Source organism: Floccifex porci, assembly GCF_009696175.1.
In the GTDB taxonomy this organism is placed as follows: Bacteria; Bacillota_I; Bacilli_A; order Erysipelotrichales; family Erysipelotrichaceae; genus Floccifex; species Floccifex porci.
This window is the reverse complement of sequence record NZ_VUMM01000009.1, coordinates 22,563-43,508: the sequence shown is the minus strand read 5'-3', so window position 1 is coordinate 43,508 and position 20,946 is coordinate 22,563. Positions and strand designations below refer to the sequence as shown.

At 34.4% G+C, this 20,946-nt stretch carries 24 protein-coding genes and 1 pseudogene; 2 read left to right on the top strand and 23 right to left on the bottom strand.

Annotation, left to right across the window (positions count from 1 at the left end; genetic code table 11):
• The 20 genes and pseudogenes from FYJ50_RS05870 to FYJ50_RS05770 form a co-directional block, all read right to left on the bottom strand.
• A complete protein-coding gene (locus FYJ50_RS05870) occupies positions 1-828 on the bottom strand; it encodes a bifunctional 5,10-methylenetetrahydrofolate dehydrogenase/5,10-methenyltetrahydrofolate cyclohydrolase (RefSeq protein WP_154460155.1) in 828 nt (275 codons plus the stop codon).
• A gap of 3 nt (positions 829-831) precedes the next feature.
• Positions 832-1,440: a cyclodeaminase/cyclohydrolase family protein gene (locus FYJ50_RS05865; protein WP_154460154.1), complete on the bottom strand. Its 609-nt coding sequence runs from the start codon at positions 1,438-1,440 to the stop codon at positions 832-834.
• 4 nt (positions 1,441-1,444) lie between these two features.
• Positions 1,445-2,086: a site-2 protease family protein gene (locus FYJ50_RS05860; protein ID WP_154460153.1), complete on the bottom strand. Its 642-nt coding sequence runs from the start codon at positions 2,084-2,086 to the stop codon at positions 1,445-1,447.
• Positions 2,087-2,088: 2 nt separating this feature from the next.
• Positions 2,089-3,192, bottom strand: coding sequence for a redox-regulated ATPase YchF (gene ychF, locus FYJ50_RS05855; protein WP_154460152.1), 1,104 nt, complete (start codon positions 3,190-3,192; stop codon positions 2,089-2,091).
• Between the two features lie 5 nt (positions 3,193-3,197).
• A complete protein-coding gene (locus FYJ50_RS05850; RefSeq protein WP_154460151.1) occupies positions 3,198-3,395 on the bottom strand; it encodes a DUF951 domain-containing protein in 198 nt (65 codons plus the stop codon).
• 8 nt (positions 3,396-3,403) lie between these two features.
• Complete coding sequence (dtd, locus tag FYJ50_RS05845) at positions 3,404-3,847, bottom strand: D-aminoacyl-tRNA deacylase (RefSeq protein WP_154460150.1); 444 nt, start codon at positions 3,845-3,847, stop codon at positions 3,404-3,406.
• Complete coding sequence (ispF, locus tag FYJ50_RS05840; protein WP_154460149.1) at positions 3,844-4,320, bottom strand: 2-C-methyl-D-erythritol 2,4-cyclodiphosphate synthase; 477 nt, start codon at positions 4,318-4,320, stop codon at positions 3,844-3,846. The genes dtd and ispF overlap by 4 nt, the downstream gene beginning before the upstream one ends.
• Entirely contained in the window at positions 4,317-4,832 is a 516-nt protein-coding gene (locus tag FYJ50_RS05835) for a nitroreductase family protein (protein ID WP_154460148.1), read from the bottom strand. The genes ispF and FYJ50_RS05835 overlap by 4 nt, the downstream gene beginning before the upstream one ends.
• A 68-nt stretch (positions 4,833-4,900) precedes the next feature.
• Positions 4,901-5,851, bottom strand: coding sequence for an NlpC/P60 family protein (locus tag FYJ50_RS05830; protein WP_154460147.1), 951 nt, complete (start codon positions 5,849-5,851; stop codon positions 4,901-4,903).
• A 78-nt stretch (positions 5,852-5,929) separates the two neighbouring features.
• Positions 5,930-6,901 (bottom strand): nucleotidyltransferase domain-containing protein, encoded by a 972-nt coding sequence (locus FYJ50_RS05825; RefSeq protein ID WP_154460146.1) that lies wholly within the window; start codon positions 6,899-6,901, stop codon positions 5,930-5,932.
• Between the two features lie 64 nt (positions 6,902-6,965).
• A complete protein-coding gene (locus FYJ50_RS05820; protein WP_154460145.1) occupies positions 6,966-7,559 on the bottom strand; it encodes a ferritin family protein in 594 nt (197 codons plus the stop codon).
• 29 nt (positions 7,560-7,588) lie between these two features.
• Entirely contained in the window at positions 7,589-7,900 is a 312-nt protein-coding gene (locus FYJ50_RS05815) for a hypothetical protein (protein ID WP_154460144.1), read from the bottom strand.
• A 72-nt stretch (positions 7,901-7,972) separates the two neighbouring features.
• A complete protein-coding gene (locus tag FYJ50_RS05810; protein ID WP_154460143.1) occupies positions 7,973-8,944 on the bottom strand; it encodes an MBL fold metallo-hydrolase in 972 nt (323 codons plus the stop codon).
• A gap of 1 nt (position 8,945) precedes the next feature.
• Positions 8,946-10,138: pseudogene (locus FYJ50_RS05800) on the bottom strand (RNA polymerase factor sigma-54).
• Positions 10,092-10,859: a tyrosine-protein phosphatase gene (locus tag FYJ50_RS05795; protein WP_154460141.1), complete on the bottom strand. Its 768-nt coding sequence runs from the start codon at positions 10,857-10,859 to the stop codon at positions 10,092-10,094. Before FYJ50_RS05795 ends, FYJ50_RS05800 begins: the two are co-directional and overlap by 47 nt.
• A 1-nt stretch (position 10,860) precedes the next feature.
• Positions 10,861-11,721 carry a Nif3-like dinuclear metal center hexameric protein gene (locus tag FYJ50_RS05790; protein ID WP_154460140.1) on the bottom strand — a complete coding sequence of 287 codons (861 nt, stop codon included), beginning with the start codon at positions 11,719-11,721 and terminating at the stop codon, positions 10,861-10,863.
• A gap of 11 nt (positions 11,722-11,732) precedes the next feature.
• Entirely contained in the window at positions 11,733-12,146 is a 414-nt protein-coding gene (locus tag FYJ50_RS05785; RefSeq protein WP_154460139.1) for a PTS sugar transporter subunit IIA, read from the bottom strand.
• A gap of 79 nt (positions 12,147-12,225) precedes the next feature.
• The gene (locus FYJ50_RS05780; RefSeq protein WP_154460138.1) at positions 12,226-13,026 is read right to left on the bottom strand and encodes a PTS system mannose/fructose/sorbose family transporter subunit IID; all 801 of its coding nucleotides are present in this window, start codon (positions 13,024-13,026) and stop codon (positions 12,226-12,228) included.
• Positions 13,019-13,798: a PTS mannose/fructose/sorbose/N-acetylgalactosamine transporter subunit IIC gene (locus FYJ50_RS05775; protein WP_154460137.1), complete on the bottom strand. Its 780-nt coding sequence runs from the start codon at positions 13,796-13,798 to the stop codon at positions 13,019-13,021. The genes FYJ50_RS05780 and FYJ50_RS05775 overlap by 8 nt, the downstream gene beginning before the upstream one ends.
• Before the next feature lie 20 nt (positions 13,799-13,818).
• On the bottom strand, positions 13,819-14,304 hold the full coding sequence (locus tag FYJ50_RS05770) for a PTS sugar transporter subunit IIB (RefSeq protein ID WP_154460136.1): 486 nt from the start codon (positions 14,302-14,304) through the stop codon (positions 13,819-13,821).
• 116 nt (positions 14,305-14,420) lie between these two features.
• On the opposite strand from FYJ50_RS05770, the gene FYJ50_RS05765 reads away from it, so the two are divergent.
• Positions 14,421-15,809, top strand: coding sequence for an MATE family efflux transporter (locus FYJ50_RS05765; RefSeq protein ID WP_154460135.1), 1,389 nt, complete (start codon positions 14,421-14,423; stop codon positions 15,807-15,809).
• A gap of 8 nt (positions 15,810-15,817) precedes the next feature.
• Here FYJ50_RS05765 and FYJ50_RS05760 read toward each other — a convergent pair whose 3' ends face one another.
• Genes FYJ50_RS05760 through pfkB form a run of 3 tightly spaced genes read right to left on the bottom strand, consistent with a single transcriptional unit; the run spans position 15,818 to position 20,120 of the window.
• Positions 15,818-16,504 carry a nucleoside/nucleotide kinase family protein gene (locus tag FYJ50_RS05760; protein WP_154460134.1) on the bottom strand — a complete coding sequence of 229 codons (687 nt, stop codon included), beginning with the start codon at positions 16,502-16,504 and terminating at the stop codon, positions 15,818-15,820.
• Positions 16,488-19,214, bottom strand: coding sequence for a sigma 54-interacting transcriptional regulator (locus FYJ50_RS05755; RefSeq protein WP_154460133.1), 2,727 nt, complete (start codon positions 19,212-19,214; stop codon positions 16,488-16,490). Before FYJ50_RS05755 ends, FYJ50_RS05760 begins: the two co-directional genes overlap by 17 nt.
• 3 nt (positions 19,215-19,217) lie before the next feature.
• Entirely contained in the window at positions 19,218-20,120 is a 903-nt protein-coding gene (gene pfkB, locus FYJ50_RS05750) for a 1-phosphofructokinase (protein WP_154460132.1), read from the bottom strand.
• A gap of 110 nt (positions 20,121-20,230) precedes the next feature.
• Here pfkB and FYJ50_RS05745 point away from each other — a divergent pair, with 110 nt between their 5' ends.
• Complete coding sequence (locus FYJ50_RS05745; RefSeq protein ID WP_154460131.1) at positions 20,231-20,944, top strand: DeoR/GlpR family DNA-binding transcription regulator; 714 nt, start codon at positions 20,231-20,233, stop codon at positions 20,942-20,944.
• The last annotated feature ends 2 nt before the right edge of the window (positions 20,945-20,946 follow it).

Here is a 20,946-nt window from a genome sequence, read left to right as displayed (position 1 = left end):
CTAATTTTGATTAGCTGCCTGACATACATGATAAACCAATATACTATTTGTGATTGATCCAATTCCTTTTGGAACCGGTGTAATATTGTCTACAACCGGTTCTACTTTTTCATAAAGAATATCTCCACATAATTTCTGTTTAATTTCATTATAGTTGATTCCTACATCAATAACCGTTTGTCCTTTTGAAAAATAAGTGTCGTCCATGGATTCCATCTGTCCTGTGGCAACAACAACTATTTCTGCTTTTTTTGTGATTTCTTTTAAGTCTTTTGTTTTTGTATGACATAAAGTTACCGTCGCATTTTTAGAACACATCATCATAGACAATGGTTTTCCAGCCACCAGACTTCTTCCCACAATGACAACATTTTTAGAAGTAACATCTATATCATAATGATCCAGACATTCCATTACCGCCTGAGCTGTACAGGGAGCATATCCAACAGGAGTATTGGTAAATACCCCAGCTAAACTTTCATTTGTACAGCCATCTACATCTTTACTGGAAGAAATATAGTTTCTGGCTTTCTCATTGTCCAGATATACCGGTAAAGGTCTAAACATTAAGATTCCATGAATATCTGTATCCTGGTTTAAAGAATCCAGCTTTGAATAAAACTGTTCTTTGGATACCTTTTCATCCATGATAACATTTCTGACTTCCACTCCGATTTTTTCACATCGTTTCATCAATCCTCTTTCATAAGATAAATCACTGGGTTTGTTTCCCACTCTTACAATGGCTAAAACCGGTTTATTTCTTTTTGCCAGAGTCATGCTTTTTTCATCAATAGCCTTGGCAACTTCATTTCCATACAAAATCATATTTTAGATCCTTTCCAGTACAGAATCATAGATTCTTAAAGCTTTTTGACAATATAGATCCAGATAAGACTGTACCTGTTCTTCCAGTTGACTGGCATAGTCTTTTTCTTTCATCAGATGCGTATTGACATATACATTGATGGCCGCTCCTTTTAAAGCTCCATAGGCAATACTGGCAGCCGTTGCCGCATCAGAAATTGCCAGTTTAGATCCAATTTCTGCATAGATTTCCAGTACATCTATTACCTGACCTATATGTTTTATCATTTCAAAAGGGGCAAGAGCTGCCTGTTTTAAACATTGTTCCAGGATTTCTTCTCGATTTTTATCTTCTTTTGGAATTCCATATGCTTTTGATAAAGGCTCAAAAGCCAATGCATCCTTTTGAATATCTTCCAGTAATACTTTACGAAGGCTTTCTGATTTTTCTAAACAAGATTCAATCTGTTCTTTTACATGGGCATACTTCTTTTTATTGACCGTTAAATTTCCCACCATTGAACCTAAAGAAGCACTTAAAGCTCCTGCCAGTGCACTGGCACCTCCTCCTCCAGGAGTGGCTTTTGAACAAGATAATTCTTCTGTGAATTCATTTATTTTCATTTCTAACATATGTTTATAACCCCATAATTTTCATACTGATATTTGAAAATAAAGAAACCATTGAACTTTCTAAATGGTAAATAGGTGCATTGATCACTCCTGAAAATAAGATTGCAATAAAGATTATTGATAATACAGGAGTCCCCTGAATCAGTCTAAAGTATTTATCTTCATCTAAAAAGGAAAATAATACTTTAGATCCATCCAATGGTGGAATGGGAATGCAGTTAAAAATTCCTAAGCCAATGGATAAATAAGCCGTCTGTGCCAATAGATCCAATATAAAACTACCAATGCCAGTATAATATAAAGAAGGAATAAATCCTAAAATCAAATAATAAAAGAAGATACAGACAAATCCTAAAATAAAGTTCATGACAGGTCCAGCAAAAGCGGTCCATACCATACCATTTTTGGGATCTTTATAATAGCGAGGATCCACGGTAACCGGTTTTCCCCATCCAAATCCAAACGCAAATAAACACAACAGCCCCATCCAGTCAATATGAGCCAGTGGATTGATCGTCAATCGATTGTGTGTTCCTGCACTTCGATCTCCTAAACTATAGGAAACCAAAGCATGAGCAAATTCATGAAGGGTAAAAGCAATTAATAGAGCCAGTAATCGAATGGCAAGTGAACGAATATTAAACATGATTATACATTAAAACGGAAGTGCATAATGTCTCCATCCTGCACAACATAGTCTTTCCCTTCTAAACGCAAACGACCCGCTTCCTTAATGGCTGCTTCGGTTTCCAGCTGGTCAATGTCTTCAAAACGATACACTTCTGCACGAATGAATCCACGTTTAAAATCGGTATGGATCACTCCTGCACAATCCGGTGCTTTCATTCCTTTTTTAAAAGTCCATGCACGACATTCGTCTTCTCCAGCGGTTAAGAATGTACATAAATTCAATACCGAATAGGCACTCTTGATCAAAAGATCCAGCCCTGAATAAGGAACACCCAATTCTTCTAAAAATGCATCTTTTTCTTCTTTTTCTAAACCAGACAATTCTTCTTCCATTTTGGCACAAAGAGCAATCACCTGACTCTGATCCTGAATCGCAAATTCTTTTACCCGATTGTAATAATCCACAGAATCTGGATCCATCACACCTTCTTCATCCAGATTGGCAACATAGATCACTGGTTTTGCGGTCAATAAGTTATAGCTTTTCACCAGTGCTTTTTCATCTTCATTCAGATCCAGCAAACGAGCAGGTTTTTCCTGTTCCAGCCATGGCTGCAGACGATCCAGCAAAGCCAGTTCCGCTAAAGATTCTTTATCTTTATTGGTTTTTGCTTTTCTTTCGATCTTGCTTCTTCGATTTTCAATGGTCTGCAGATCCGCAAAAATCAGTTCCAGATTGATGATTTCAATATCACGAATCGGATCAATGGAATCTTCCACATGAGTAATATTGTTGTCATCAAAACAGCGAACCACATGACAGATCGCATCGGTCAGACGTATATTGGATAAAAACTGATTTCCCAGTCCTTCTCCTTTACTGGCTCCTTTTACCAGTCCAGCAATATCGGTAAATTCAAACGTTGTATAAATGGTTTTCTTTGGATGAAACAGCTCACATAAGCGATCCACTCTATGATCTGGAACTTCTACAATTCCTACATTGGGCTGAATGGTCGCAAATGGATAATTGGCTGCCTCTACCTGTGATTTTGTAATGGCATTAAATAAAGTGGATTTCCCTACATTTGGAAGTCCTACAATTCCAGCTGTTAAAGACATATCAATTATTCTCCTTTACTGATTACTTTTTTTAATTTCTTTTCAAATTTAACTCTAGGCATTAATACACTGGCCCCACATCCTAAACATTTGATTCGAATATCGGCTCCCATACGAATCACCTTCCACTGTGTGGATTTATGACAAGGATGTTCTTTTTTCATTTCCACTATATAATTTAAATCATATTCTTTATTTATCATATAAACTCCTAAAGATCATCACTATCCAATACAATGGTAATTGGACCATCGTTACACAAATCAATTTTCATATCTGCACCAAATACACCTGTCTGTACAGGTACATATTCTAAACATTTTTCATTAAAATAATCATACAGAGGCATAGAAATTACAGGCTTAGCCGCTTCTATAAAACTAGGACGATTTCCTTTTTTACAATTGGCATATAAAGTAAATTGGGAAATGGATAAAATGGAACCTTTTACATCTAAGATCGATAAATTCATCTTTTCATTTTCATCCATAAAAATACGCAATTTCATAATTTTAGAAACCATTTTATCTACAATTTCTTTCGTATCGCTTTCTTTAAAACCAACCAGAATACAATACCCTTTTTCAATTGAAGATACTTTTTTTGAATCTATAGTACAGCTTGCATGTTTTACCAATTGGATTACCGCTCTCATTTTTCTTCCTCCAGTAAACAGACACACATCGAAGCAATTCCTTCTTCTCTTCCTACAAAACCTAATTTTTCTCCACGAGTGGCTTTAATGGAAATTCTGTCTATATCACAATGAAGAGAATGTGCAATGTTTTCTCTCATTTTAAGAATATAGCCTGCCATTTTCGGCTTTTCTGCTAAAATGGTCGCATCCACATTTCCAATATGATACCCTTTTTCTTTCATTAATGCATATACATGTTCTAAAAGTACAATACTGGATATTCCTTTATACTTAGGATCGGTATCTGGAAAATGTTTTCCCAGATCGCCTAAAGCCAGAGCACCTAGAATACTTTCCGCAATGGCATGCACCAGTACATCGGCATCGGAATGTCCATACAAACCAAGAGGATGCTCAATTTTTACACCCCCTAAAATCAGATCCCGATTTTCTTTTAATGGATGTATATCAATGGATTGTCCAATTCTCATTTGACCCATACCACCTTTGATGTTCTTTTGCACATAGAAACTTCCTGTTCGCTGTAACCCAGAATACAGTTTCCAATTCCTGCATACGTTTCACTAAATCCCCACTGATTCAACAATTCTCTTCCTTCTTTGGAATCAAACATTTCTCGAGCTCGATGGATCCAGCAGGAAGAAACGCCTAAAGCATGGGCTGCATTCATTAAATTTCCCATAGCCAGAGCCCCATCGTATTCATAGGTACTTCCTTCTTTGGTATCCACTAAAACAACAATAACAGCTTTTGCTCCAAAAAATGGATCGCTGTCTGTGTGCAGGATTTCTGCATTCATTTTGGATAATTTATCAATCATCTCTTTATTTTTTATCACAACAAAACCTGTATTCTGACGATTTCTCCCTGTTGGAGCACATTGTCCTGCATAAACTATTTTTTCTAAAACTTCATCTGAAACTTCCTGATCATTATAGTTTCGAATACTTCTTCTTGTACATAAATTTTCATATGCATCCATACTTCTGTCCTCCTTATAGCCCACTTATTATAACAAAAAAAAGTCTAGTTTTACACTAGACTTTCAAATTAACGTTGTACCTGAATAAATTGAGGAGCTCCACCATTGATATAAACGGAAGCAACAACTGTCTTGCTGACTCCATTTTCATCATAGTAGTTACCATGAACAGCCATTCCATTTCCGATATAAACGGCAATGTGATCGACTCCACGTCCTCCATTGTAGTAATAAACCAGGTTACCAGCCTGTGGATCATCTGTATAATATCCATACTGACCTACATACTGATCTGGCCATAACTGATAAGCATCCTGTACTCCAGCCAATGCCAATGCCTGCTGTACAACCTGTGTACACCATTGACCATCCGTAACTCCAACAAGTGAAAGAGCAGAAGAAGCAATACGATCGTTTAAATCCTGGTAAGGATTTGCTGGTGTTTCAGGAACTGCTGGTGTTTGTTCAGCTGGTGCTTCCGGAATAACTGGTGTTTCAATTTCTGCAGGAGCTTCTGGTTCTGCAGGTGTTTCAGGAACCGCTGGTGTTTGTTCAGCTGGTGCTTCCGGTGTAACCGGAGTCTGTTCTTCTGCTGGAACTTCTGGTACTTCTTCAGCTGGTGTTTCAGGAACTTCTACAACCTCTTCTTTGTCAGAAACTTCTGGAACATCAGTTGTATTGGATTCTTCTTTTTGAATTTCAGTTGAAACAAAATCTGCTGTTTCTGTTTTTACTTCTGCTGTAACTGTTTCTGTCATTTCAACATTTACAGTCGCAACCACTGCATCTTCTGTTGTCTTTTCATCAACCGTACCATCTTCTTCTGAAAAATAATACGATTTACCTTCGATTTCCTGCCAACCTTTTGCAACTGTTGCATCTTCGTTTACATATTTATCTCCGTGCCATCCTGGATTTGTTTCCATTGCGTAAACAGTAGCTACCACTGGAAAACAACTGGCTACACATAACACGGATGCGACTTTCTTTCCGTTATTTTCAATTAAACTCACTATCATCTACCCCCTTTTACAGACTTCTAGTTATCTATAAGATACCATAGAATTTGATTAAATACAAAATTTTTTAAAAAAATTTTACTTTTCCTTAACAAATACAGAATCCATGAAATCTTTAGATGGTTCTTCTATATAAAGCCAGGCCACCGGTTCATAGGAATTGGTAATAATATTCTGTACAAAGACTTTTCCATTGATTGTAAATCGTCCACTTCCTAACACATATGCCTTTGCGTAATAATACTGATTGTTTGAAATGGATTTCATCAGTAATATAACATCTTTACCCATTTCTGGAACCTGCTGTTCCATTCGATTCCATCCCGATGAAACCATCTGAATAAACATCTGATTAAGACTGTCTTCTGTTAATCTTTCATTTTCTTCTAAAGATATGATTTTCTTCATTCCCAGATCCATTTCCTGTTCAATAAAATATTCAAGATCTCGAGTAAATGGAACCTGACGAATGTTATTTTTACGAAGCACAATTAATTTCTCCAGTTTATTTTTAATACTGGTTCTTAGCTGAATCAGATCTTTATAATTTACAGGTGGAAGTTCATTTTTTTCCAGTATCCATTTTGCCATCAGTAAAGGTTTTAATACCCATAAACAGCTTTTAACTCCAATATTTTCACGATTTATAATTTTCTTATAATTGTTTCTGGCCATAGATATATAATGTAAAGCCAGTGTACGAAGTGAAAATCCTTTTTCCAGTAAACATTTACGAATCGGCAAAAAACCTGAATCTTCATAATATACAACAGGAGAAGCCAGCCACTCATATAAATTTGTCTGACTTTTTGATACCGTTCGCAATACTTTTTTTATGTCCCATCCAACAATATCAAAATGTTCTTCCTGTATTTCCATTTCTTCTTTCTGTCCAAATAAATTCAAATAAGAATGCAGAGGCATCGAATAAATAAAACGGATATTATAATCACTCTCTTCATTATGCAATCCATACGCCCGACTTCCTGCTTCGCACACATATAATAATTTAATTCCTTCAATCTGTTTCAGTCTTTCTATAATCTCCATATAAACATCCCCTTGTTTATATTATAAAAAAAAGGAACTGATTTTTAAATCAATTCCTTACATCTTATTTAAAATATCTTTCTAATAAACCTTTTAAAGCTTTACCATGTCTAGCTTCATCACGTGCCATTTCATGAACTGTATCATGAATCGCATCCAGATTGTTTTTCTTAGCACATTTAGCCAATTCAAATTTACCAGCTGTTGCACCAAATTCACAATCCACACGCCATGCTAAGTTTTTCTTAGTTGAATCTGTCATATTTGGTTCTAAATCAGATCCTAACAATTCCGCAAATTTAGCTGCATGTTCTGCTTCTTCAAAAGCTGCTTTTTCCCAGTATAAACCAATTTCAGGATATCCTTCACGGTGTGCAATACGAGCCATGCATAAATACATACCGACTTCTGAACATTCACCTTCGAAATTTGCTTTTAACTGATCAAAAATATATTGTTTATCTTCATCTGAAATATCTGGATTGTTTTTTACAGTTTTTTCATAAATACCAAATTCATGTTCGGCTGCTAATTTCATTTCTCCTTTTACTTCTTCAAACATTTTTGCTGGAACTTTACATACTGGACATGTGAAATCTTCTGGTAAAAAATCTCCTTCATATACATATCCACATACTTTACATACCCATTTAGACATATTAAATTTCCTCCTTTTAACTGTTATCATTATAAACTTTTTAAAATTAGAATACATCTAATTTGCTCAAATTTTTTAATTTTTTTTATTTCCTGTAAAAAATGGAATAATATTGAAAACAATAATAGATATGGAAATATTTCTGGCATTACATCCTGCAAAGTACTCCAGTCCGATTTATAAATCCAGTCTACATTCATTCGAATCACCTGTAATAATGTCAGAATCAGAAAAGTTAAACTGGAAATCATTGCCCAGATGGATAGTCTTCGATTTAAACGAAACAAAAGCCAGTTAACAATACAGAAAAGAATACTGAATCCCCCACAAAGTATCCACATAAAAATTATCCCCCTTATGGATTTATTTTAGCACTTTCCATTTTAAAGAAAAGAAAAAACCGTATGAACGGTTTACTCTTTTATGACAGCTTCTTTTGTATATTTTAAGTCACTTCCCTGCTGGTAAATAAATTTGGCATACATTTCTGTTCCAAAGAAATCTACTTTTGTATCATACCAGTCTGGATGGGCAATGATTCGATTGGCTGTATCCATGATATACTGCAATGTTTTTGGATGCAGATCGATGGTTCCATGTCCTGGAAAAATTCCCGATACTTCTTCGATTCTTGGCATAAAATCTTTTAAGGCATCTCTTAAAGAATTAATAGTGCAGAATTCTGGATATTGTTCTTTCTCGTCTCCCCCAAAAGCACTGGTTACATCTCCGATAAAGAAACATCCATTCTGATGATCTAAAAATCCAGATTGTCCCGCAGTATGTCCTGGTAAATGAATCAGTTCCACTATGTAACCTTGTCCTAAATCAAAATAATGATGATTGTCTACACCAATCACTTCATATGGACTAAATGGAGGTAAATCGTTTTCATCAAACCATGTATAAGACAATTCTCCATTTTCATCGTGCACAAAATCATAAACTACCTGTGCACTTTGATTGTCTTTAATAGCCTGTGCATCGGCATAATGGCAATACACTTTTTCAAAATGACTGTTTCCAGAAACATGATCAATGTGTCTATGGGTATTACATACAATTACTTCTTTATCTCCCACTAATTTATGAATCAGTCCTTTTAAATCTCCCAATCCAAAGGCTGTATCGATCAGTAAAGCTTTTTCAGGTCCATCAATTAAATAACACCACATTTCTGCTGCATGAATGCCATCGTAATAAATACAGTACACATTGTCTCTGAATTTATATACTTCTGCATACGGATTGATTTCTGGATAGAATTGTTTTAAAGTACTATATTCTCTTAATATCTTTAAAAATGACCATCTTGATGGTTTCTCTTTTTCTGGATTAATATATCTTGTTTTTAAATCGGATTTTATCGGTCTAGGATCTAACATTTTATTCCTCCCATATCTTTCTTTGTCTTGAATTTAATATAAACATCTGTTCTCTATATTTTGTAATAGTTCTTCTGGATACAATGATATTTTCTTTTTCTAAATATTTTCGAATCTTTTCATCACTGAATGGATAATTTTTATCTTCCTGATCAATGATTTTTTTATCTGATTCTGAATATACTGTTTGCTTAATTGAGACACTCCTCCATGAGAAAATAAATATTTGATGGGATAATATTCATTTTCAAATTCAAAAGATTTATTCATGATTGCTCTTGAAACAGTAGAAATTGCCAGTCCACATTCCTTTGCGATCTTTTCTAAAGTACATGGTTTTAATTCTTTATGATATAGAAAGAAATCTTTCTGTATCTGACAGATCGCATTTAAAATCTGGATCAGTGTCATATTTCTTTTCTGCATCGCATTAAATATCAGTAAAGCCTGTTTTCTCTGTTCTTTTAAAACTTCACTGTCAATCAGTTCAATGTCTACATCTATATTAAACATTTCAATTTTAATCTGTTCATCGATGATTCTTATTTTACATTCAGGAACTAAATAGGTACTCTTTTTTGAAAAAGCACTGCCTGGTTTTGGATTTAATGTTTTAATAAACTGAAATCCTTCTATAATTTCATCATATTCTAAATCCGTTTTTTCTATGATTTCATCAAATTTAGAATAAGCCAGTTCATTCAGATATGAACATAGAATGTATCCCGTTTCACTTTCTGGTTTTTCACTCTGTTCACACTGTATCTGTAAACATTGTTTCAAATCAAAAGAAAACAATCCATATGGTTCACATTGTCTTAATAGATTTATATGATAAAGAAGAGTCTCTTTATTCCAGTTACTTTCTTTAAGGATAGAATCCAGTGGTTTATCAAAATATCCATTGTCATTCAGACAGGAAATTAAATATTCAACCACCATTTCATCAATTTTTTCATTAAATAAACGAACCCGATTTAAAATATGTTCTCTTAAATCAGGTTTATTGTATTGATATTCCAGCAGTAAATCATATCCATCTTCTTTCATCTGAATACATGGATTGTCAATAGACAATTCTTTTAGATAAGACTGTAACTGTATAGAATTACAGGAAAGGACATGCAGATACTGCTGCTGTTTTTTATTAAATTGTTGTGTCTGGGTTAATTTTGGAATCAGTTGCGTTTTCATTGATGCAGTACTTTCTTTTTAATAATTCTTTATTGATATTGTATTCTTTTTCAAAATATTCGTCCATGGAAGAATATCGATTTAAAATGGCATCAAATGTGGATTCTAATAATTCTGAATGTACCGAACAGACATAATATAAAGTTTCTTTTACTTCTTTGGTATAATCCGATTTATATAATATGGGCATTAAATGTTTCTGTACCGATTCATTACTGATTAGATAATCTTTATAGATTGTATCTAAATCACATCCAAATAAAGTTAATATCAGTGCAGAAAAGATACCCGTACGATCTTTTCCTGATCCACAATGAAATAAGATAGCTCCATCAGTTTCTTCCATTAATTGAAATACATTTAAAAAGGCCTTATTCTGAAACGGAATGACTTTATATCCATTTCGAATAAAAGAAGACAGTTGAATGATTTCTTCTTTTGTGGAAGCTTTTGTGACCAGTCTGGGAAAATAAAAATCATCAATTCCTGTTTCCGGCATTAAACAGCACCAGTTATAATGTACAAAGCGATCATCACAAATATATCCATCCTCTTTAATTTCCAGTTCACTTCGAAAATCAATAATGGTCCGAATGTTTAACTGATACAGTTCATCCCAGTCTTCTTTTTTAAATTGTAAAGGTGCATCACTTCGAAACAGAAGATTCTTTTTAATAACCGGATACACATCGTGTAAATCTCTAAAATTTGATAAATTCATGTTATTTCACTATATATTTATAGTTATCTCCCGATTGTTTAAACCAGCAAGGTACATCACACTGGCAGGCATCTTTGAGATAAGTCAGCATATATTCCATTCCTGGTTCTTCCAGATTGAAATGTCCCATTCCTAAGGCTACACGATTGCGGTTTAAACATCCTGAATCTCGAATGTATTCTGCATACGTAAAATCAATCAGTTCCATTGTCAAAAGACAATCGATATCACTTTTTTCTGTATCCATTATCGCCTGTTTCGCATCTCCAAATACATGGAACAGAACCGCTGCTTTTTTTATTTTTGTCTGTTCATTTCCCATTAATTTGATTCCATTTAACTGACATGTATCCACCAGCTGTTTAGCAAGATCCTGTGCATCGATCTGTGAATCAAATTCATATGCGGTTGAACAGACTAAAGAATCATCAAAAGTATTGATTGGATTGTCAATTAAATGATCCCATCCCATTTTATTTGCCAGACCAATAAAGATTCCATCGGTATAATCTCCATTGTATGGAATTCCAGAATGAATATAATCATGATTTCTCCAGACACAAATATTGTTTTCTTCCATCAGCTGTTTCTTTTCCAAATAGACAGAATTTTTAGATTCTTCTAACCAGTCTGTATGATCTCCATGATTCCAGAACAAAGCTTCATGACAAATGATGAAATTGGCTCCTTTTTCAATCGCAAAGCGAATGACATCCACACTGGCCCAGCATGTTGTCACAATTCCAGTACATTCCTGATCAGGATTTCCAAACAGAATCTGATCTCTGGATGTAGAATCATCAATGGTTCCATATCCTTTATGATACTTCTTTATATTTTCAATCATTTTACTGATTTTCATATTCAACACTCCTATTCATCGTCTTCATCGACCTGAACACTAAAATTATTTACATAAACCATCTGATTTTTACAATCGTTTAAGATGGATTGTATCGAATCACTGGTAAAAGGTATATCTTCACTGGCTAAGATAAAAGATAAAGCCATCGGCAGATTCATACCGCAAAGAACATGGACTTTATCATTCATATAAGGATAGAACTTCTGATAAACGCTTCCTCCCATCATATCCGTTAAGACAATCACTTCATCTTCTGGTTCAAAGGATTGAAACAATTGAGGAACAATTTCATCAATGTTTTCTCCATCATCCAGATATGCATTGATATCATAAATGTCTTTTGTCGAATTTGTTAAAAAATTAACGGTGTCTTTTAGTCCATATGCCAATTTATGATGGGATGCAAAAATAAATCTTCTCATAACAATTCTCCATTTCAGTTCTATTTTATCATAAACAAAGAGCTAAAGAAGCCTGGGACTTCTTTAGCTGTACACTTTTCTAAGCCGTAAAGATACCTGTTGCAGCACCGATCCAAGAAAGAACGATGATGATCAGAATCATATGAGTCATCTTTACTTTCTTTTTATTCATAAAGAAATACATCAGTCCTACCGCAACAACTGGAAGTAAACGTGGCATAACACCATCGATCAGTCCCTGTACTTCCATCACAACGTCACCATTTGTGAAAGTAAGACCTGTTTTTAAATTGACAACAGAAGCAATTAAAGCACCAACAACTGTTAAACCAAGTACAGAACAGGCTTCTGTGAAGACTGTAATCTGCTTTCCTAATTTTGTGACAACGTTAATACCCATGTTGTATCCCCATTCCACTTCAAGGATACGAACTGCTAAGAAAGCAAATGTAAAGGCAGCCCATAAGAAGATTCCCAATGGATTTCCCTGCATACCCATGCTGGCAGCAATCGATCCGAAGATTGTAGGAATCATAGCCCAGCCAATTGTATCACCGATACCTGCTAAAGGACCCATGATACCAACTTTAAAGTTATTGACCGCTTCCAGTGAATCCACTCCACCTTCATCTTCGATACCTAAAGCCGCTCCCATTACAAATGGAGAGATCCAAGGCATTGTATTATAATATTTCATTGCGTTTAATAAAGATGCTTTGAAATCTTCATCATCTGGATACATTTTACGTAACAATGGATAGACAGAGAAGGCATAAGAAGGTGCCAATTGTGTTTCATAGTTGAACGTTGAAATACCGATCAGCCAGCGTCTTGCCGCCTGGCGACAATCTTTTTTTGTCAATATTTTTTCTTTACTCATCTTCTAAATCTCCTAAAGAAGAAACTGCACCAGCTGGAGCTGTTGCCGCTCTCATTTCTTTCTTATATACTTCATAAGCAGCAGCTAAACCTACCGCACCAACACCTAATACAGGAACACCTAAATAAGCTGTTAATACAAATCCAATAATCAGGAATGACCAGTATTTGCTTAATGGCATATACATTAACAACATTGCCATCCCGACACCAGGAAGAACTCCACCAGCAATTGATAAGCCTGTTGTAAACCATGCTGGCATGAAGTCTAACACTGCATTTACAACTGTTGGACCAACAGCAACACATAAGAATACTGGTAATGCAGAACACAATCCGTAGAAAACTGGAGAAACTTTTACTAAACGTAAGAAGGAAGCAAATTTTCCATTTTCGATCAGTGACATTTCTTTATGCATTAAGAAACCATTGAAGATTTTATAGATAACGTCAAAGTTAACCCCTAACATCGCAACTGGGATACCAATTGCCAATCCAGCTTCCATTCCTCTTCCTGTGGAGCAGGCAATGGCAGTGGCAATAATGGCAGCCACTGGATAATCTGGCATAGATGAACCACCAACGGCAACAACACCCATAGACATCAGCTGCATTGTTGCACCAATATACAATCCTGTAGCAGGATCTCCCATAACTAAACCGACTAACCAGCCACATACAATGGTATTAAATGCGAATAACTGCAATGTAACTGTGTCCGTCATTTTCCAATACGCAATCAAAGTGATCAAAACAATTTGAATGACAGTCATTTTTTTCTTCTCCTCTTCTTTTATAAGCTGATTTTTGATTGTAATGGCTCAGCTTTATCTGTTGTTGTGAATTGAACATCCACCTGTGTACCATTTTCAATTAGTTTTTTATATGTTGCTTTCTGTGAATCCATAATACTGGCACGTGAACTCACTGGAGTTCCCTGTGTTTTATTGTCTCTTGTGATTCCTACTACAATTCTAGGAATTTTCTGTCCAGCTTCTTCTTCCAGTGCAAGCATTGTTTCTGGTTTTTCACAAACCACAAACACTTTATGGCCATCGTATTTTCCAGCTTTAAAATTTTTAATAGCGGTTTCCAGTGTAATAATGGAACAAGCCATCCCAGCTGGTTTTCCCAATCGCATGCTTTCTTTGATAACTGGATCATTAGCTACTTTATCATCAATTACCATAACACGCTGTGCCCCAGACTGAGGAGCCCACATAGTGGCTACAATTCCATGCAGTAAACGATAGTCAATTCTACCTAAAACAATACTCATTTTCTTCTCTCCTTTCTCACTTCGCCTTTATATAGCAAATTTCATGCCAATTAGTGTCGGTGTTTAAATTTTTAATATAAAATGATATCATATATGAACTTGAGGAGGTGAACTATATGAACCGAATCAAACAATATATAGGAACCCGTGACTTTTATCTGCACGCTTTGGCCATTGCCATCCCAATGATCCTTCAGAATATGATCACAAATTTTGTCAGTATGTTAGACAATGTTATGGTAGGACAGATTGGAACGATGCAGATGAGTGGGGTTTCCATCGTCAATCAGTTTATTTTTGTCTTTAATATCACAATTTTCGGCTCGGTATCCGGTGCCAGTATTTTTGGATGCCAGTTTTTTGGACAAAGAAATGCACAAGGACAGAAATATACATTTCGTTTTCGACTGTTGTTTGCTTCTCTTATCATTCTAACTGGTTTTTTTATTTTTCAATTGTTTGATACGCAGCTGATTTCTTTATTTTTATCTGAAAAAGATTCACAGGAAGTCATTTTACAGACACTGCAGTATGGAAAAGATTACTGTTCTATCATAGTGTATTCTTTAATTCCATTTGGAATTGGACAAGTCTACTGTTCAGCTATTCGGGAATGTAAAGAAACAAAAATCCCAATGTATGCAGCTTTATCTGCTATTGGATTTAATTTAGTCTTAGATTATGCTTTGATCTTTGGTAAATTTGGATTTCCGGCTATGGGAGTCAAAGGAGCAGCCATAGCTACTGTAATCGCAAAAATCATTGAAGCTTTTGTCATGATTTTCTGGGCTCACACGCATTTAAATAAGAATCCTTATTTAGTCCATGCTTATGCCAATGTATTTGATATTCCCGCTTCTTTAGCCAAACAGATTTTATTAAAAAGTCTTCCTTTACTGGTCAATGAATTTTTATGGTCTCTGGGAATGTCTACCATTGCCCAGTGTTACAGTGTAAAAGGACTGGATGTTATAGCTGCCAGAAACATTGCCAGTACTCTGACCAATTTATTTGGCGTGGTCTATATTCAGTTTGGTTCAGCTATAGGAATTATGACAGGTACCAGATTAGGAGCCAGTCAGTTTGATCAGGCCAAAGAGGATGTAAAGAAGCTGATGCCTTTTGTGTGTATGGTGACCACACTGGTTGCCATCTGTATGATTCCCATTGGCATTGCCTTTCCAAAAATCTATCAGACAAGTGTTTCTATACAATCTCTGGCTACTTATTTTATTCTGATCAATGCTCTGGCTATGCCCTTGTGGAGCTATGCCAATTCTTCTTATTTTATATTACGAAGTGGAGGAAAAATCGGTATTACTTTTTTATTTGACAGTGGCTATACATGGATCATAGTTATTCCATTTGCCTTCATACTCACAAGATATACTTCTTTTTCCATTCATACACTGATCGTTCTCATTACATTTATCGATGCGATCAAAGCCTTCGTAGGTTATTTTTTAGTAAAAAGTAATATATGGGTGCAGAATATAGTAAAATAGCCTTCCGGCTATTTTACTGTAAATTCTACATTGGCTTTTCTTTTTGTATTCAATACATAATCTATATTTTTAGAATCTGAATTTTCATAAAACAAACAGGCTTTTTCATATCCAATGGAAAGGCTTTTTCTTTGAATCAGTCTTTCCTTTAATATTTCTTTATCCACATACATAAAAACGGTATCATCCAGTTCCATACCAATTTCATTCCATGGACTTTCTTCAGATAATAAATAGTTTCCTTCAATTAAAACAATATCACTTTGAATAAAAACTTCATTTTCAACTGGTTCATGAACGATCCGTGAATACACTGGCCAGAAACAATCTTCCTTTTTCGTCTTAATGATATATTCCTTTAATTTATAGACATCAAATGTATTGGGACTTCCTTTTTCATTTAGAAGCTGTTTTTCTTTTAATGCCTGATTTGTATAATGAAATCCATCCATACCTATACTTTGAAAAGAAACATCTTTATATAAAGCACAAAATAAAGTTTCAAGAAATAAAGATAAAGTGCTTTTTCCACTTCCTGGACAGGCTGCTAAACCAACAATGATTCGCTTCTTCTTTGCCTGATACATTTTATACCATCTTTCTAAAAGAGGTTTAAATATTGTTTCAATGTCTTCTTCTCTATAAATGGCTTCTACCATCTGTCCATTCACATTCAGTTTATTCATCGTCTTCATTTTTACTGGTTTCCTTCATATTCTGTATATAAATATAGATGTATTCCACTTCTTCAATGGGAATCTGAATGCGATAATATTTTTCTACTTTCTGAAAAGCCGATTTCAGATTAAAATAGAAATCCTGAAATTCTAAGGAACATTCATCCAGTGTCTTAATATAAGAATCGATTCCATCTCTGGAAACCAGTCTTTCTATCAGACAACAAATGTGTACATACAGACCAAAACACATATTATTGGTAAAAGTGGTATTTAGTAAAGTTTGTAGAACATCAATGGAATCCGCTACGTGCTCCAGTAATTTATTGGGATTTAAGAAAGTCAGATTCATAATGATATTGGTTAAAGAAAAATTCTTTAATAAATTCTTCTGAAACTGATCCATATCTTCTTTTGATAACAGCCCTTCAAAATAATCGGTTAAAAATCCAAAAGATTCATTTACGATCAGATCTTCAATCGAAACAAACTGAAGACCTGGAATATTTGGATTTAAGGTTCCTACAATACATAAAACTTCATATCGTTCAAAAAATTCCGAACCCAGATGATTTTTAACCAGAGTGGAATAATCATACGTCAGTACTTTAACCGATAATTTCTCTGGTAAAGAATCTTCCAGTATTTCTTTCAGTTTTTCTGCTGTACCTAAACCCGTTGCACAGGAACATAAAATAATTTTTTCTTTTTCTTTTCGCTCAGCAATCTTATAGCTGATATTGATATTTTCAATTGACTGATCAAAAATCTGTTTTAGTGACTGATTCTGTATCATACCTTGACCTACATATAAGGCAAATTTTGTCGATACATTATTGGCAATGGCAATATTAAAATCATTGGGCTTTAAATCATTATAGATATCCTCTAAAGAACCCATATCCACTAATAGAACCAGATCTTTAATATTCATACAATTTTTAATAAACGCATTCAGCTTATCCAGAATCCGGTCTGTGGTTGTATCCAAAGGCATATCCAAGGCATCAAATACATAGGTATCCAGCATCTTATTTACAGAAGAAGCAATCGAAGATGCAGTGGCGTATCCATGCGCAATAATGATTCCAATTCTTTGTTTCTGTAAAACTTCATTCCATATTCTGGATAGATATAAAGCCAGACACGATTGAAAAAAATCATTCATCTTAATATTTAAATGTAGATGTACCAGATCGTTGATGGAACTTAAAATCTGTGTTTCTTTTACATACTGTTTTTTTATTAGAGATATAAATACATCGTATTCTTCAATATCTACTTTAGAAGCCTCTGAACGATTGGAAAAGTAATCCAGATAAAACATACAGATCGCATTGATTTCCTTATCTTTTAAATTGCAGCGATATTTCTGATTTACCATTTCAATAATCGATTTGATGGCTTCTACAATTCCCAGATTGGAAGCATACATAGCTTTCTGATCGGAAAATAAAATGGAATTGATGTATTGAGAAACCAGAACATAGATCTTATCAAAATATTCATCCAGTAATATTTCATTATTCTGCAATCGCAAAGTCCATTTCTGAATATTTTTTATGATATTGTACCCCAATTCATTTGCGGATTTCTGTTTTAGCTGTTCCAGAGTAAAATTCTCATGTTCCACCATCATTATCGTTCCCGATGTAATAGATAGAGAATGTGGTAAATGAAGATTGTTGATGGTAATACAGTTCTTATTTTCACTGCTGAATAAAGCATTCATACAGGTCTGTTTTAATATATTTTTTAATTCCCCTACATTTCCTTCATATGTCGTATTTAATAAAGTATGATAACAGCTGGATGTGATTTTTATTTCTTTATGAATCTGTTTTGATTCATTTTCCAGTAAAGATACAATCAGTCTGGACTTCTCTTTTTCTCCTCTTTGTTCTAAAGAAGGAATTGAAATCTGTATCGGAATTCGTCTCAATAATGTTTTTAATAAGGCGTCTTTAGGATTTTCTGTTGTCGCAAATGCCAGAAATACTTTACTTGTATAAAGATGTTCATTGTCTCCGATCTGTCGATACGTTCCATTGTCCATAAATAAAAATAATTTTTCCTGGCATTCTGGTTTTAAACAATGCACTTCATCTAAAAACAAAACCCCTCCATTTGCCTGTTGAATCAGACCGGGATTGTCATGATCGGCTCCTGTAAAAGCTCCTTTTTTATATCCAAATAAATATGCTGTCAATAATTCTGGATTGTTGGCATATTCTGAACAGTTCACATGTACATATTGAGAGTCTGATTTAAAGATATGATGATGAATTCCATATTCATACATTTTCTTCACAATCAGACTTTTACCTGTTCCTGTAGGACCATATAATAAAGTAGGAAGTCCATTAGGTGGATAGCTTAGACTGGCTTTACACGTTTCCACTACACTTCTTAAAGAACCATCGTATCCAATTAAAGTCTGAAAGTCTTCTTCTTTATTTTTCATAGAATGATTCAAATCTTCTAAAGAATTGTATAAATTCTTTGGTATGGGTTTCTTATATCTTTCTTCCAGTACTTCTTTATCTAAAAATAATACCGGTCGAGAATTGATTTTAATAAAACTTCCATTATTATAAAGATCGTTTAAATGAGAAGAAATCCAATTTCGAGAAAATCCCAATACTTTTCCTAAATATAAAGCATGGTTGTTTTCATATTGTTCATTTTTTGTATTTTCTTTAATTAAATTTCTTAATTGTTTTTCCATAAACTACTCCAATGTTTTCATCGCATCCAGTATCTGATCATAAGTTGCCAGTCCTGAATGAAAGGCTGTGGCTCCTCCACAGGCGGTCGCCAGCTTTAAAGCTTCTTTGTACCCTTTCTTTTTAAGAACACCGGCAATAAATCCAGCCACCATGGAATCTCCTGCTCCTACTGAATTCACAACATTTCCTTTACAGACACCCTGTTTATATACATTTCCATTTTCATCCACTAAAATGGCTCCATCTTTTGCCATAGACACCGGTACATTTTTAGCTCCCATTTCCTGAAGTTTTTTTGCACAGTCAATGATCTGTTCTTCTGTTTCAAAAGTAACCCCAAAAATTTCCTGTAATTCCAGATTATTCGGTTTAATTAAAAATGGATGATAAGGTAATGTTTTCATCAGCAGATCTTTTTCCGCATCAATCACAAAATCAACATCTTCATTTAATTGTTCGATTACTTTTTCATAGGCATCACTTTGTACAGAAGATGGAATGTTTCCAGATAATATCAGAAAATCTCCTTTTTTCAGTGAATGAATCTTTTCCAGCAATGCATCAAAATGTACTTTTTCGATTACAGGGCCCATCCCATTGATTTCTGTTTCTTCATCCGATTTCATTTTTACATTGATACGAGTCATTCCTTTTTGAACTTCAATAAAATCCGTATAAATTCCCATCTGACTCAATCCATCTTTTAAAGCTTTTCCTGTAAAATTGGCGATGAATCCCAGTGCCGTACTTTCAATATTTAATTCATTTAAAATGCAGGAAACATTAATTCCTTTTCCTCCATAAAAAATATCTTCTTTTGTATTTCGATTGATCTGTCCCGCTTTAAAATGATTCACCTGAATCACATAATCTAAGGCTGGATTAAATGTAACTGTATATATCATAATATCACCTCAAATTCATTTAAACGTAAAAACAATCAGATATCAATTGTTTTAAAAAAACAATCACAAAATATGATTGTTTCAATCAGATATTCGATTATAATTGAAGTATGAACAAACAAGATCGATGGCAAAAGATATTAAAACTCACTCAAGAAAAAAATAAGGTTTCAAGTGAAGAAATTCAGAAAGAATGTCATACTTCCATTGCGACCGTTCGAAGAGACCTTCAGCAGATGGAAGATCTTCAGCTGATTCAAAGATATCATGGAGGGGCTATGTGCATGACACAGGTGGATGAACTTCCCATGTTGTATAAATCCAGTGAAAATATTTCTGAGAAAATACAAATTGCCAGAAAAGCAGCCAGTAAGATCAGAAACAACCAGACTATTTATATTGATGCAGGAAGTACCACTTTTGAAATGATTCCTTATATTCATAGTAAGAATATCACAATTGTCACTATTGGAATTCCTCATTTAAATGCTTTAATGAATAAAAACATTCAAACTTTTGTTCTTCCCGGGATAGTAAGAAAAAGTACCGAAGCCATAACAGGTGCGAAAACATTGGAATATCTGGATCATTTCTATTTTGATTGTGCCTTTTTAGGAACCAATGGCATACATGAAAAAGCGGGCATCACAACCACAAATGACTGGGAAGCCGCTGTAAAAGAAAAAGTCATTCATCGCTGTTCACAGGCTTATATCTTAGCAGATTCTACAAAATTCAATAAAATCTATCCCATAAAATATGCAGATTTGGATGATGTGATCTGTATCAGTGAGATTCAGCCTTTTCCAATGCGTTATTTTTAAGA